The following is a 15,294-nucleotide window of genomic DNA, read 5'->3' as shown; positions in this document are numbered from 1 at the left end:
TATGACTTTAGAATTGAAAACCCTTGAAAGTGATATTCTGATTATCGGTGGAGGAGCGGCAGGCTGCTATAGTGCCATCACCATTGCAGAACAGTCAAAGGCAAAGGTGATTATAGCAGATAAGGCCAATATTAAGCGAAGCGGCTGTCTTGCAGCAGGAGTAAATGCACTTAATGCTTATATTACCGAAGGAGAAACGCCCGAATCCTATGTGGACTATGTAAGAAAGGATTCCGAAGGAGTGGTCAGGGAAGATTTAGTATATACCATTGCAAAAAGACTTAACAAAGTGACTGAAAAAATTGAAAGTCTGGGCCTTACCATATTGAAAGATGAAGCAGGCAACTACGTCTCCAGAGGCAAAAGAAGCATTAAGATTAACGGTGAAAACATTAAACCTATTCTTGCAGAAGCGGTACGGCAAAAGGAAAATATACAGGTTTTAAACAGAGTAAACATAATTGACTATATCGTAAAGGGTAAGAGAGTCATAGGGGCTTACGGATTCTCTCTTGAGGAAAACATCTTCTATGTGATTTATGCCAAAGCAGTGATTTGTACCACCGGGGGAGCGTCGGGACTATACAAACCTAATAATCCCGGATTTTCAAGACATAAGATGTGGTATAGTCCTTTTAATACAGGAGCGGGATATGCAATGGGAATCAGGGCCGGTGCAGAAATGACAACCTTTGAGATGCGGTTTATTGCTTTAAGGTGCAAAGATACAATCGCACCCACCGGGACCATTGCTCAGGGAATCAGGGCAAAGCAGATAAACAGCCGGGGAGAAGACTATGTGAAGAAATATGGTAACCCTTCCACCTCAATGCGTCTGTATGCCACTGTATCAGAAAATAAGAGCGGTAAAGGCCCTTGCTATTTACAGACCCGGGGAATTACAAGAGAGCAGCAGGAAGAATTATACAAGGCATATCTCAACATGGCACCTGCCCAAACGCTAAAATGGGTAGAAGCCGGCAGGGGTCCCAGGGATGAGGACGTGGAGATAGAGGGGACAGAGCCTTATATTGTAGGAGGACATACTGCAAGCGGGTATTGGGTGGACACCAGAAGGGCCACCACCCTTGAGGGACTGTATGCTGCAGGGGATGTAGCCGGAGGAAGTCCTAAAAAATATGTTACCGGGTGTTTTGCAGAAGGTGAAATTGCTGCTATGTCAGCCCTTGAATATATAACCGGCAAAAGTATAGAAAGACTTGATACTTCAAAAATAGAGGAAAAACTTCAAAGCGTAAACCGGTTCCTGGAAGAAGGAGAAAGCTTGTACAGCATAGAAGAGGTTGAAGAAGCTATGCAAAAGGTAATGGATGAATACGCCGGAGGGATTTCTGCAGGTTACGTCGTAAATGCCAATAAATTAAAAATAGCCGGACAGCGTATTGAAGAACTGATAGAAATAAGCAAAAACTTAAAAGCAAAAGATTTGCATCAGCTCTTATTTATTCATGAAATCATAGACCGCCTGGATATCTGCAAAGTACTTATTTGCCATCTGGAGGCAAGGAAGGAAACAAGGTGGCCCTGTTATCAGGAAAATGCGGATTATCCCGAAAAAGATGATGAGCATTGGCGAAAATATGTGAATTCACGTTACGAGGACGGAAAATTAGAAATTGTATTCAGAGATTTGATAGGAAGAGATGAAATCTATGAGCATTAGAATAGACAAAGAAAAATGCATGGCCTGCGGGAAATGCCTTAACGTCTGTCCGGGAAATCTTTTGTACAGGGATAATTTGAACAAGGCTTTTATAAAATACCCAAAGGAATGCTGGGGGTGTACAGCCTGCCTTAAAGAATGCCCGGCAGGTGCCATAAAGTACTATCTTGGAGCGGACATAGGCGGAAAAGGGGCATTTTTATATACAAAAAAAGAAAAGGACTTTTTACATTGGTTTATTGTTAAAGCCAGTGGAGAAGAACAAATGATAATCATTAACCAAAAGGAATCCAATAAGTATTGAGGAGGTAGAACCTATGGAACATTTAGACCGGTTAGAAGCACAGAGTATTTATATATTAAGAGAGGCATATAAAAAGTTTGGCAAATTGGGCATGTTGTGGTCCATCGGAAAGGATTCAACCGTATTGTTATGGCTGGCTAAAAAAGCATTTTTCGGGCATTGTCCGTTTCCCTTCATTCATGTAGATACTACTTACAAAATTCCCGAAATGATAGCCTACAGAGACAGAATTGCTAAAGAATATAATCTGGACCTTATTGTACACAAAAATGAAGAGGCGCTTAAAGCCGGAATGGGACCGGAACAGGGGAGGCTGGTGTGCTGCAAGGCACTCAAAACCGATGCCCTCCAGCAGGTAGTAAAAAAATATGAATTTGAAGGATTGATTTTAGGGATCAGAAGAGATGAGGAAGGTTCCCGTTCAAAGGAAAGGGTATTTAGTGAAAGAAATAGGGATTCGGAATGGGATTACACCAATCAGCCTCCCGAATTATGGGACCAGTTTAAAACAGATTTTCCAAAAGGTAATCACATCCGTGTGCATCCAATTTTACATTGGAACGAGATTGATATCTGGGCATATATAAAGAGAGAGAATATTCCGCTGGTTGACCTTTATTTTGCTAAAGATGGAAGAAGATACAGGAGTCTTGGCTGCGCACCTTGTACAGGGCAGATAGAATCAACGGCAACCACTATTGATGAAATTATAGAAGAATTAAAACACACAAAGGTGAGCGAGCGTGCAGGAAGAGCACAGGACCAGGAAGATGCACACGCAATGCAAAAGCTTCGAAAAGATGGGTATATGTGAGGAGGGAGGCATATTATGTCCGGTATAAGAGAAACGTTAAAAATTGTTGTAGTAGGTCATGTAGACCATGGGAAATCGACATTGATTGGAAGACTCCTTTATGATACAAAATCATTGCCTGAAGGTGCTATTGAGAGAGTCAAAAGAATTTCCAAAGAAAAAGGGAAGCCTTTTGAGTATGCATATCTTTTAGATGCCTTTGAAGAAGAACAGCGGCAGGGAATTACAATAGACACAACCCAGCTGCAGTTTCATACCGAAAGAAGAGACTATGTAATCATAGACGCACCGGGACATAAAGAATTTCTAAAGAATATGGTATCGGGGGCAGCCAGTGCAGAGGCGGCACTTTTGCTGGTAGATGCCTATGAAGGTGTCCAGGAACAGTCCAAAAGGCATGGCTACATCCTTTCTCTTCTTGGAATCCAAAAAGTATATGTTATCGTAAATAAAATGGACCTGGTAGATTATTCGGAGGAAAGATTCAATCAAATCCGTAATGAAATGAATGAGTTTTTAAATAATCTGGGTGTATATCCCCAGAAGTATATTCCGGTATCTGCATTTTTAGGGGAAAATATGACCGTTCCATCTGAAAAAATGCCATGGTATGATGGAGAACCTATCCTTAAAGCCATAGACCTTTTTGAAAAAGACAAGGAACTTAGCGATAAACCTTTAAGGTTTCCCATCCAGGATGTATATAAATTTGATGACAGGAGAATCATTGCCGGGAGAATAGAAACCGGACAATTAAAGGTGGGTGATGAAATACTTATTTCCCCAGGTAATAAGGTGACCCGCGTAAAGACCATAGAGTACTGGGTAGAAAAAGACAAAAGAGATAGTGTACAGGCGGGAATGTCTGTGGGCATTACCGTGGAAGATGAATTCTTCAACAAAAGAGGAGAGCTCATTTCCCACAAAGAGGATGTACCTTTTATTGGAGAGCTTTTCAAAGCAAATCTGTTCTGGCTGGGTAAACAGGATTTGGTAAAAAATAAAAAATATAAACTTAAGTTAACCACCCAGGAAGTGGAATGTGAAATTTTTTCTATTGATAAAGTGGTAGACGCTTCAACCCTTGAAACCATTGAAAATGCAAGTGAAGTAAAAATAAATGATGTGGCGAAAGTGACCATAAAAACAAAACAAGCTGTTTGCTTTGATAAATTTAAAGATAATCAAAACACCGGTAGATTTGTTATTGTAGATGGGTTTGATGTAAGCGGTGGAGGAATTATTGTAGCACCTGTTGAGGATGCCGGAAATATTACACAATTGGAAGACCATATCAGAATTTTTATGGGATGCTTAAAAATGGATATTTCTAAAAAGGGAAGATATGGTTTGAGAACGGTAGTAGATATTGCAATTAATTCTACAGACCATGAGGTAACACTGGAGGATATAGCGAAAAGGCAGAATATACCCGATACTTATTTAGAGCAGATTCTTCCTGCACTTATAAAAGCGGGGTTAGTGAAAAGTATAGAGGGCACACGGAAAAGGTATGTTTTAGGAGAGCGTGCTTTAAGCATAACAGTAGGTGAGGTGTTGCAGACGTTTGAAGAAAGCTTATCCATTATTGATGAAAGTATTACAGAAGCCAATATAAAAAACGGCGTGGAAAATAGTTTAGCGGTGAATGTATGGGAAAAGATTAATGAAAGTATTAATGCTATCGTTGGCGCCATTGCATTAGAGGATTTAGTGCGGGAGTATAAAAAATCTAATAGCAATTCAGCTAACATGTACTATATTTAACTGTTAACAATGATATGTATTTTTGTTATACAAAGTATACCTTAAGTTACTATTTTAAATATTTGAATAGAATGTTTTTAAAAAGATGATAATAAATAAGAATTCTATTTCAATTACAGGAGGTATACTTTTATGCAAGGTAGGGTAGAGAAAAAGAATCAACACCTTTCCGGTGTAAAATGCGTGGTAAATACTTGCCACTACTATGCTGAAGGAGATTACTGCAACGCCGCAAAAATTGAAATTCAGCCACGAAATGCACATAATTCACAGGAAACCGACTGCGCAACTTTTATGCCCAGGTAAATTAGAAAATATTAAAGGAATAGTTCACTTTGAACTATTCCTTTAATATTTTCTAATAATCATATTTTTACGCCAATGCAAACTGCTTTGCAACTTCAGCTGCTGAGGCAGCATCAGGTGTATAGGCATCAGCTCCTATTTCTCTTGCAAAGGTTTCGGTGACAGGGGCACCACCCACCATTACTTTGACCTGGTCTCTTAATCCGGCTTCTTTTAATGCCTCTATTACCACCCTTTGTTCAGACATTGTAGTGGTTAAAAGAGCGGAAAGTGCTACAATTTTTGGTTGATGTTCCTTTACAGCTTCAACAAATTTTTCTTTAGGAACATCTATACCCAGGTCAATTACTTCCAAACCGGCCCCAACCATCATCATTCCAACAAGATTTTTTCCGATATCATGAAGGTCACCCTTTACAGTCCCCAATACAACCTTACCAATAGGTTTTACACCGGTTTCAACTAACTTAGGTTTAAGTATATTCAAACCTGCGTGCATAGCACGGGCAGCTATAAGCACTTCAGGTACATACACTTCATTGTTTTTAAATTTTGATCCAATAATTCCCATTCCTGCCAGAAGTCCATCATTCAGTATTGCCGCAGGCGCAATTCCTTGATTTAACGCTTCCTGGGTTTTAGCACCCACTACTTTAGCACTACCTTTTTGTAAAGCTTCAGATATTTCTAACAAAATTCCCATCTTCATATCCTCCATTTACATATCATACTTTTTAGGCTCAAATTTATCTGATTCATTCTCTTCCAGCATTTGTTGGATAAAGGTTTCTTCATCAGCAGGTATTAATTCCAGTTGACTTTCAATGGTATCCAGCCACATTGAATCTTTTTCTTCAACAAACACTTTTTTGTCGGCGATAGCTTTTCTTAATTCATCTATAGTTACCTGAGCAGCCCTTTTAGTCCTATTGAAATGACCATTTTCCTTAATCATTTCCCCGGCAATTTTTACAACAACATCAGGACGCAATATATATGCCTGAGGGTCCAGTTTGCTGTCTGAGTCACTTAATAGGTCACGTATGAGTATTGAATATTTACTACCTTTTGCCGTAGCAGTATTCATCAATCTACAGTCATAGGCCAGTTGTTCCAATGAAACGGTAGGCGCCATACCGCCTAAAAGTTTGATGTTCTGTACAGATTCATTACTCCAGAGGTCAGCCAGAGCAGCAGCGATATTACCAACCGGACTTAAATGAGCACAGGCGCTGGACTTACCTTCCATAGAAATTGGGGAGCCGGTAATTGCCTTAATATATACTCCTTCATATCCGCAATCCTTGTGAGGTCCTACAGCACCTTCTTCAAAGGCTACAAGGCTTCTTACGGCAGTCATTACCCTAACTACTGCTGCGAATACTCTAGGCACATATCCACGGTCAGCCAGTACCATTGCCGTATTACCAAATCCACATGCCGTATCGCCCGCTGCAATGGTACCGGTCTTATCAGCGATATCGACAATAGCTTGCCACAGCTTGGACATATCTTTTGTTCCTAAAATGCTAAGTGCAAATAAGGATTTTGAAATGTCACAGAACATGATTGCATCATCATGAATTTCCTTACCGCCGATTGATTCAATAGAAAGGAAATCCGCACCTGCGTTTGCACAACCTTCAAAGGTCTTCAACATGTTTTCCCAGTGTTCCCCGTGCCACATGTGTGTTACTTCCTTGCCTTCCCTTATATCATTTGGAGTGATTCTTAAGGCGCTTTTTAAGCCATGTTTAGCTTCATATTCATACATTACATCCCTGACAGTCTTGGTAATTTCTATTCCCCATGCAGGGTTGAAGGTCATCGGAGGAAGCAGTTCAATTTCCGCCACAAATCCCGGCACGTGTAATTCTTTTGCACGCTTACATATGTCTTCGATGATGCCTTTATACTGTCTTAAAACCTCAGGCATTGTTTGTTTTGTTACGCTCATTGGAGGCAACGTAAAATTAACCTCCGGAAGAATTTGTCCACCACCTATTACCATTCCGTTTTTACAGGTTACCGGATTTTTTGAAGAGCCATAAACAAGCTCATCTACATTTTTATAAACCAGATCATTAAATTTTTTATTTGACATTTTTCCTCACTCCTTTTTTGAACTTTATGGCTTGATTTTAATACGGTTTTAAAATTTGCTCTTGTAAAATTTATATATTTTTTGCAATATATCATAAAGTTGATTAAACATATAAAAATAGTATGAAAAATCATGAAAAAGTACAATAAAATTAAGCACCGGCAGACCTGTGCCGCCGATACCGGGAATTCAATGCCCGCCTGCACAACAACTTGTTCCACCGCATGAGATGCACATGATGACCAAAAAACCTATGGAAAATATATAGGGTATTAGTTATAATCTAAAAAGGAGTAAAGAATATTATCTTATTCTTTACTCCTAATTTTATACCGTATTTCCAACTATTTCTGATTCAGAATCATAACTTCTTTTGGCGGCAGCTTTAAAGTGTTGTTTATAATTTTATTGCTGACCAAGTCTATATACTCACCAGGGGGAAGTATAATATTTATCTCACTGTTGTTATGATTTAGAATAAATAAATATTCTTTTCCATCTTTTACACGCGGCATAACCTCTACGCCTTCCGGTACATCCAGGGGTGGAACTATATTATCAATCCGGCAGATGTACTTTAGAAATTCTTTAATAAAATCCTGTTCCGGCTGGGTAGCGATATAATATGCCTTCCCTTTGCCAAAGCTATTTTCAGTTATGCAAGGATATCCGGCATAATAATCCTCAGTAAATACAGCCAGTATTCTTGCCGTGTCAGTATGGACTACATCACACCATAGATTGCAATTATATTCTCCGCTGGCTTTTCCCAAATATTGAGTAACTTTAAATTTATTATTCATATGGGGCTCCAGCGCATCGAATTCTTCTACTTTTATACCCAGAACATCTTTCAAAGGTCCTGGATAGCCGCCGGGAAATACTCCGTCGTTTTCATCTACGATGCCGCTAAAGAAGGTGGTAATAAAAGTACCGCCTTTGGAAACAAAACTTTCAATGTTTTCTTTAACACCCGGTTTAACCATATGCATAAGAGGAGCAATTACAAGGCTGTATTTGCTCAAGTCGCCATTGACAGGTACAATATCTACAGGAATGTTCAAATCAAAAAGGGCATTATAATAATTTCTTATCTGCTCCATATATTTCAAATTTTCACTTGGTCCGGGTGTATATTCGACAGCCCACCAGTTTTCATAGTCGAAAAGAATAGCTGTTTTTGCAGAAACTGTTGAGTCAAGAATTTCACTTAAACCTTTTAACTCATTTCCCAGTTTTTCAACTTCTCTATACACCCTGGAATTTTCATTTCCTGTATGGGTGACCATTGCACTGTGAAATTTTTCTGCACCTTTGAGCGATTGTCTCCACTGGAAAAACATGATGGCGTCTGCGCCATGAGCCATTGCCTGGTAACTCCATAATCTCATAACACCGGGACGTTTATTGGTATTGACCGGACGCCAGTTTACCTGACTGGGAGCCTGTTCCATTAAAATAAAAGGCTTTCCATTTTTTAGCCCTCTCATGATATCATGATTAAGCGCAGCCCACCCTGGATGATAGCCTGGTTCGGGGTTGGGATAGCTGTCCCATGATATTACGTCTATGTTTTCAGCCCATTTGAAGTAGTCCAGGGGTTTAAAGTCAGACATAAAATTAGTAGTAATAGGGATATCCGGAGTAACTTCCCGGAGTATTTCCTTCTCACCCATGTACAATTCTAAGATACTATCCGACATAAATCTCCGGTAGTCCAGCACCTGGCCGGGATTATTTTGAGCGGTAGTTGCCCTTGGAGGGAGAATTTCATCCCAGTCATAGTAGTGCTGGCTCCAGAAATTTGTACCCCAGGCTTTGTTTACATTTTCAATTGACCCATACTTTTTTTTCAGCCACTTTCTAAATGTTGCAGCACAATTATCACAATAGCATGAGGGAGTGTGACATGCGTATTCGTTGTTAACATGCCATAGAGCAAGTGCCGGGTGGCCTTTATATCTTTCCGCCAGCATCCGTACTAATTTTTGCCCTAATCTTCTATAAGATATGCTATTAGGACAGTAGGACTGACGGGAACCATAGCTTAATCTATTTCCTTTGATATCAACAGGCAATACATCGCTATATTTTTGTGAAAGCCATGCCGGCTGTGCAGCTGTAGCAGTCGCTAAATCTGCATATATACCATTCTGGGCAAGCAAGTCCATCAGCTTATCCAACCATTCAAAGTTATAGGTATCTTCGTTTGGCTGCAGTGATGCCCAGCTGAATATTCCAATGCTTACCAGATTTACTCCAGCCTTTTGCATCAACCTCATATCATCCAGCCATATTTCTTCAGACCATTGTTCAGGATTATAATCTCCACCGTAAAAAATATGTGGGAGCTTTTTGCTAATCACCAATATTCCCCCTTGATCATCAAAATTTATTGTAAGTTGTAATTATATTCATATTATAAAGCATATAAATATACCAGACAATAAAAGGATTTTAAGAGGAATATGAAAATATTAAAGTTCGGCTCTATATTTATTCATGATTTCACTAAACAGTTCTCCGGGAGTTGGAGGAGTATAAGTGATGGCATTGGCACCGGCTTCAATGGTTTCCATTATTGACTCATCAGTTGGTCCACCCGTTGCAATGATAGGAACCTGAGGATACTGCCGTCGGATAGTCCTTACAATATTGGCTGTATTTGCTGCCCCAGATACGTTAAAAATGCTTGCTCCCGCTTTTAACCTACCTTCCAAGTCTGCTTTTTCAGAGACTACGGTAACGACAATAGGAATATCAATGGAATCCGCCATTTCCCTAATTACTTCATTAGAAGTAGGGGCATTTACAACGACACCTATTGCTCCTTGAAATTCTGCATGAAGTGCAAGATTGATAGCTCTTTTACCGGTAGTAATTCCCCCTCCTACACCACAAATGACCGGAACATCAGCTGCAGTCATAATGGCTTGTGTGATCACCGGTTGAGGTGTAAAGGGATAAACAGCAATAATAGCATCGGTATTAATATTTTTAATAATGGCAACATCAGTTGTAAAAACGAGGGAACGAATTTTCTTTCCATTAATTTTAATTCCACTGGCATTTTCAATGACTTGAGGGATATGAATCATATGTCTTCTAAGGATACCTGTCACATTTGGAACAAATTTTTCATCCATATTACAATCCGCTCCTTCAACATCGTATTTAGTTTATTTTAACATATCAGTAATAATGTCTCAATATGTATAGACAGTTATCGGCCTAGAAAATGGCATTTTTAAAGTGAATATAAGGTATAAACAGGATACATACTAAATCAGGAAGTAAAAGCTTGAAGATTTTTGCGCTGTTATTTAATAAAACTGATAGAGATGTAATGAGGAAGCTTTAGTTATATTGCTAGGTAAAAATTTACATGAAATAGAATATTAAAAATTCTTTAAAAATAATTCAAAAAAATGGCGGGAATTATTTTATTTAAAGAGGATAACATAATATATGAAGTCTATTTTCATAGATGATTCTAGAATAAAATGGAAAGGATGATCACTTTGCAACTTAAAGATATAATGACCAGTAAAGTTGTATATGTAAGTCCTGATACACCTGTAGAACAGGTTGCCCAGTTAATGCAAAAGCATAACGTAGGTTCTATACCGGTTTGTGACGCAAGTGGTATCAAAGGAATTGTAACAGATAGGGATATTGTTGTAAGAAATGTCGCTCATGGTACCGACCCTAAGACTTTAAAAGCCAGTGATGTAATGACTTCCCAGGTAACTACTGCTTCTCCTACAATGGACGTAAGAGAGGCATCAAGAATGATGGCACAAAAACAGATTAGAAGACTTCCTGTCGTAGAAAATAACATGCTGGTTGGAATGGTTGCTTTAGGGGACTTAGCTGTTAATCCAAGCTTTGATACGGAAGCTTCAGAAGCATTAAGTGAGATTTCCACTCCGTCTCACCCGTACAGGGTTTAATTAAATGCAGAATTACAAATAGAAAAGTTCAGAACTGTCAGGTTCAAAGTGGGCAGCAGCAGCTAGGGTGCTGTCCATTTTTAATTCGATATGAGTTAGCAAATACATATTAATATGATATAATATATTTTGGGACGGTGATGGTATGAGAAGGATCAATATGAGAAGCATTGCCAGGATATTAAGGGGTTTGATGAGAAAAGCAAGAACAGAAGCAGGCAGAAAAGAAATACGGTTTAAGTTTAATGATAAATTGAAATCTTCCAAGGGAATAGAAGGTATTATTGATAAGTTAAAAATAATGTACAACTATTTTTTTGACCCGGAAGTATCAATTTATAAAAAGTTAATTATTGGGGCAATTTTACTATATTTCATAAATCCTGCCGATGTAATGCCTGATTTGCTCCCGGGAATTGGATTTATAGATGACACGGTAGCGGTTCTTTATGGATGGAATTTACTCAAGGAAGAGCTTGAAAACTATATTGATAGTAAAAGATCGGGTGTTGTAAATGAAGATGGTAAAATAATTTCGGATGTAGAATATTCGGTGGATGAAGAAAGCTAGGATTTGGAACTTAGAGTTCAATAATAAGAATAAAACTTAAGAAAAATTCTCCGAATTCCAAACTCCAGGCTGAAGTAGGGAGGCAAAAATGGATCCAACAACATTGAAAAATGAACTTTCAAATTCAAAACATCCGTTAGCGTTGACAGGCGCAGGGATAAGTGTGGCCAGCGGACTGCCCACTTTTGATATTTCATGGAATGATATACCGGTAAGGGACATATTGACGAGGGAATTTTTTTTAAATCAACCGAACATATTTTACGATCTATATAGAGAAATACTCAGATGGAATGACGTGCAGCCTAACTCTGCACACAGAGCATTGGCAAAGTACAGTGTGGCAATTATTACGCAGAATATTGACGGGCTCCATCAAAAAGCAGGCAGTAAAAATGTGCTGGAGCTTCACGGCAATTTAAGAGATTTAATTTGTGAAAAATGTAGAAGAATATATCCATCGGGTAAAGCCTTGGAAGAGAAGATTCCCCACTGCACATGCGGCAGTATGTTAAGACCGGATGTAGTATTGTTTGGCGACCAGATACATGACTGGGAACAGGCTGTAGAACAGGCACAAAAATGTGATTTAATGCTTGTCATAGGCACAAGCCTCCAGGTAGCTCCGGCCAACCTGCTTCCCGGTATAGCCCAAAGAAATGGAGCAAAAGTGGTAATTATAAATGAGGATAGTGAGAGTTTGTTTAAAAAACTTTTAGATTCCGGAACAAAAAAACAATAAAAATAGATTTTATAAGCCTAAAATCACCCTCCATGGGGTGATTTTCCGGGCAAGCTCGGCACAAATAATGATGAAAATATGCTTGATTGCTCAGGGCTTCGACATGGGGACGGTTCCTCAGTCGCATGAAAAGCGCATTCGACAGACGAACCGTCCCCAAGTCGCATCCCTTCTTCCTGCTAAACCGGACTTTTTTGTGGTTTCGGTTTTACTCCCCACTGTCCACTATCCACTTCCCACTATTTTCATATTAGCCTCAATCTCAATTAATATTTCTGATTAATATAACTATCTATCACCGACTTAATTTTTTCATCTCTAAATACTCCTTCTTCTACCAGTCGATCTTTAATTTTTTCATTTTTCGAATGCAAAATAACATTTTCATAGTCTTTTAGAACAATTTCAAATAACTTGTTTTTCAGGTTGGGTGAATTTACTTTCACATAATACGCATCCACACCTGTATAATCAAGAATTTCTAAAATCTTCATTGTTACATTGTCTTTTTTTGAATAATAGTAGTTGGCTTTCTCCAGGAAATCCTCTTTCTGAAGGCTTCCGTTAGGCGATTCGTGTGCACGTTTCTGGCAGTATTTCGCCAGAACATTATAATACTGATAGTTGAACAGTCCCTTTTTGATATTATCCACCCTTTGAAAAGGTTTTGTGTTCATGGATTGGATATAATAGTAATTGCTTTCTATAAACTCTTCTTTTGTAAGATCTCCTTTCTTGTACTGGTCGATTAAGCTTTGACGGTTTGCAAAAAATTCATCAAATATGTTTCTAGACATGCTATCACTCCAGTTCCTTTCAACCCGTACCATTATTATAACATATTTTTATTTAAAAATATTTATTACCTTATGTACAAATATTAAGGTGTTAAAATGACAACTGCCAACATACATATGTATTATAATACATAAGTTTATAGTTCACGGTTAACAGTTTACAGAATTGTTTGAATAACATTCTTGCGATAGTACCAAAAACGGTTAACCGTAAACTATAAACATCAATTATATAATATTTTATATCTTAAAAAATGAATAAGAAACCTAATAGGAATTGCAACAAACTAATAGCTTGCTCTGCAGGAAAAGGAGGTTATTAAACACAATGACAAAATTTGCAGACCTCATTAAGAAAGATAGGGAAGAGAGAAGAAAGCAGCATTTTGAAGGAACATTTTTAGATTATCTTGAGGTATTAAAAGAAAATCCTTCTCTATGTATGCTGGCACATCAAAGAATGTATGAGACAATTGTAAGTAAGGGAGTTGAAATAATTAATACGGAGGAGAATCCGAGGTTAAGGAGGATTTATGGCAATGATGTCATCAAGAAGTATAATTTCTTCAAAGATGACTTCTTTGGTATTGATAAGACTTTAATGAAAATTGTGAGATATTTTCATGCAGCAGCCATGAAAGGGGAGGAATCACGCCAGGTGCTTTACCTCGTAGGGCCGGTAGGGGCAGGAAAATCATCTATCATGGAGGTATTAAAGAAAGCTCTGGAAATGAGCCCTCCAATATATGCAATTAAAGGTTGCCCTATGAGAGAGGAGCCGCTTCATCTTATTCCGAAACACCTGAGAAAGCAGTTTGAGGATCTACTGGGGGTACAGATAGAAGGAGAACTATGTCCTATTTGCCGGTACAGGCTGAAAGAGGAATATAATGGAGAATTTGAAAGATTCCCTGTGGAAACGGTAGACTTTAGCATCCGGTCAAGAAAAGGGATAGGAGTCGTTCCGCCTGTTGACCCTAATAACCAGGATACTTCTGTGCTTATTGGTTCAGTAGATATATCCAAGCTGGACTTGTACTCTGAAGACGACCCGAGGGTATTGTCTTTGAATGGGGCTTTCAATGTTGGCAATAGAGGAATCGTAGAATTTATCGAGGTTTTTAAAAATGAGGTGGAATACCTCCATACCATGATAACGGCAACACAGGAAAAAAGTATTCCTTCTCCCGGCAAAGGTGCCATGATATACTTTGACGGTATTATTTTGGCCCATTCCAATGAGGCTGAATGGAATAAATTTAAAGCAGACCATACCAATGAAGCAATCCTGGACAGAATAGTAAAGATTGAGATTCCTTATTGTCTTGAATTAAATGAAGAAATAAAGATTTATAACAAGATTTTAAACAAGAGTAAATTTAATGCCCATATTGCGCCTCATACCATAGAAGTGGCTTCCATGTTTGCGATTTTGACACGACTGACACCATCACCTAAGGTAGATCCTATGACCAAGCTTAAAATATATAATGGTGAGGAGATTGTTGAAAAGGGTACTACAAAGAAAGTAGATATACTGGAACTCAGGGAAGAAGCACCCCGGGAAGGAATGACAGGAATATCTACAAGATTTATCATGAAGGCATTGGATACTGCACTCGCAGAGTCGGAACATAATTGCATTAATCCGATTATCGTTCTTGAGACGCTGGTGAAGTCTGTGAAAGAGCTGGCAATTAGTGATGACGACAAGAAAAAGTATCTGAACTTCCTGCAGGATTCAATAAAGAAGGAATATCATAAAATACTTGAAAAAGAAGTCACAAAAGCATTTATACATGGTTATAGGGAACAGGCAGAAGATTTGTTCAACAATTACCTGGACCATGCAGAAGCATATGTAAACAAAACAAAGATTAAAGATAGAAGTACCGGTGAAGAGTTAGAACCGGATGAAAAATTCTTAAGGTCCATTGAAGAACAGATAGGTATTACCGAAACTGCAGCGCGCGGATTCCGGCAGGATGTCACGGCTTATATGTTCTTTGTAATGAGGAGCGGTGGCAAGGTAGATTATTCCTGCTATGAACCTTTAAGGGAAGCGATAGAAAAGAAGTTGACGGCTTCTGTAAAAGAGTTGAGTAGAATAATTACCCGTACGAAGGTTAGAGATAAAGAACAGAATGAGAAATATAATGCAATGGTGGAAGAAATGAAAAGAAACGGATACTGCGACCACTGCTGTAATGTAATTCTCAAATATGCTGCGAATAATTTGTGGAAAGACTGAT

General features: G+C 38.6%; 14 protein-coding genes. 9 read left to right on the top strand and 5 right to left on the bottom strand.

Annotated elements, in window-relative coordinates; all coding sequences use genetic code 11:
* Position 1 precedes the first annotated feature (1 nt).
* From CIB29_RS12850 to CIB29_RS12830, 5 genes are all read left to right on the top strand, one after another.
* Positions 2-1,684 (top strand): adenylyl-sulfate reductase subunit alpha, encoded by a 1,683-nt coding sequence (locus CIB29_RS12850; protein WP_094550303.1) that lies wholly within the window; start codon positions 2-4, stop codon positions 1,682-1,684.
* Positions 1,674-1,988 carry a 4Fe-4S dicluster domain-containing protein gene (locus tag CIB29_RS12845; RefSeq protein WP_094550301.1) on the top strand — a complete coding sequence of 105 codons (315 nt, stop codon included), beginning with the start codon at positions 1,674-1,676 and terminating at the stop codon, positions 1,986-1,988. The genes CIB29_RS12850 and CIB29_RS12845 overlap by 11 nt, the downstream gene beginning before the upstream one ends.
* 13 nt (positions 1,989-2,001) lie before the next feature.
* Positions 2,002-2,802: a sulfate adenylyltransferase subunit CysD gene (cysD, locus tag CIB29_RS12840; protein WP_094550300.1), complete on the top strand. Its 801-nt coding sequence runs from the start codon at positions 2,002-2,004 to the stop codon at positions 2,800-2,802.
* A 15-nt stretch (positions 2,803-2,817) separates the two neighbouring features.
* Positions 2,818-4,569, top strand: coding sequence for an Rrf2 family transcriptional regulator (locus tag CIB29_RS12835; protein ID WP_094550298.1), 1,752 nt, complete (start codon positions 2,818-2,820; stop codon positions 4,567-4,569).
* A 132-nt stretch (positions 4,570-4,701) separates the two neighbouring features.
* A complete protein-coding gene (locus CIB29_RS12830; RefSeq protein ID WP_094550296.1) occupies positions 4,702-4,875 on the top strand; it encodes a DUF1540 domain-containing protein in 174 nt (57 codons plus the stop codon).
* A gap of 67 nt (positions 4,876-4,942) precedes the next feature.
* Here CIB29_RS12830 and CIB29_RS12825 read toward each other — a convergent pair whose 3' ends face one another.
* The 4 genes from CIB29_RS12825 to CIB29_RS12805 all read right to left on the bottom strand — a co-directional run bounded on the left by CIB29_RS12825 (position 4,943) and on the right by CIB29_RS12805 (position 10,125).
* Positions 4,943-5,578: a corrinoid protein gene (locus tag CIB29_RS12825; protein WP_094550294.1), complete on the bottom strand. Its 636-nt coding sequence runs from the start codon at positions 5,576-5,578 to the stop codon at positions 4,943-4,945.
* 15 nt (positions 5,579-5,593) lie between these two features.
* Complete coding sequence (locus CIB29_RS12820) at positions 5,594-6,979, bottom strand: methyltransferase MtaB domain-containing protein (RefSeq protein WP_094550292.1); 1,386 nt, start codon at positions 6,977-6,979, stop codon at positions 5,594-5,596.
* 344 nt (positions 6,980-7,323) lie between these two features.
* A complete protein-coding gene (locus CIB29_RS12810; protein WP_094550288.1) occupies positions 7,324-9,345 on the bottom strand; it encodes a beta-galactosidase in 2,022 nt (673 codons plus the stop codon).
* A gap of 111 nt (positions 9,346-9,456) precedes the next feature.
* A complete protein-coding gene (locus CIB29_RS12805; RefSeq protein ID WP_094550286.1) occupies positions 9,457-10,125 on the bottom strand; it encodes a hydrolase in 669 nt (222 codons plus the stop codon).
* A 375-nt stretch (positions 10,126-10,500) separates the two neighbouring features.
* Between CIB29_RS12805 and CIB29_RS12800 the strand changes: the two genes are divergently transcribed.
* The 3 genes from CIB29_RS12800 to CIB29_RS12790 all read left to right on the top strand — a co-directional run bounded on the left by CIB29_RS12800 (position 10,501) and on the right by CIB29_RS12790 (position 12,245).
* A complete protein-coding gene (locus CIB29_RS12800) occupies positions 10,501-10,932 on the top strand; it encodes a CBS domain-containing protein (protein WP_094550284.1) in 432 nt (143 codons plus the stop codon).
* Between the two features lie 145 nt (positions 10,933-11,077).
* The gene (locus CIB29_RS12795) at positions 11,078-11,503 is read left to right on the top strand and encodes a YkvA family protein (RefSeq protein ID WP_094550282.1); all 426 of its coding nucleotides are present in this window, start codon (positions 11,078-11,080) and stop codon (positions 11,501-11,503) included.
* A gap of 88 nt (positions 11,504-11,591) precedes the next feature.
* Positions 11,592-12,245 carry an SIR2 family NAD-dependent protein deacylase gene (locus tag CIB29_RS12790; protein WP_094550280.1) on the top strand — a complete coding sequence of 218 codons (654 nt, stop codon included), beginning with the start codon at positions 11,592-11,594 and terminating at the stop codon, positions 12,243-12,245.
* 266 nt (positions 12,246-12,511) lie between these two features.
* Here the strand turns inward: CIB29_RS12790 and CIB29_RS12785 are convergent, their stop codons facing one another.
* Positions 12,512-13,042: a DUF6648 family protein gene (locus CIB29_RS12785; protein WP_094550278.1), complete on the bottom strand. Its 531-nt coding sequence runs from the start codon at positions 13,040-13,042 to the stop codon at positions 12,512-12,514.
* Positions 13,043-13,370: 328 nt separating this feature from the next.
* Here CIB29_RS12785 and CIB29_RS12780 point away from each other — a divergent pair, with 328 nt between their 5' ends.
* Positions 13,371-15,293: a PrkA family serine protein kinase gene (locus CIB29_RS12780; protein WP_094550276.1), complete on the top strand. Its 1,923-nt coding sequence runs from the start codon at positions 13,371-13,373 to the stop codon at positions 15,291-15,293.
* Position 15,294 lies beyond the last annotated feature (1 nt).

The organism is Petroclostridium xylanilyticum (assembly GCF_002252565.1).
GTDB classification, from domain to species: domain Bacteria; phylum Bacillota; class Clostridia; order SK-Y3; family SK-Y3; genus Petroclostridium; species Petroclostridium xylanilyticum.
The sequence above is the reverse complement of the archived record's forward strand: the minus strand, read 5'-3'. Positions and strand labels throughout refer to the sequence as shown.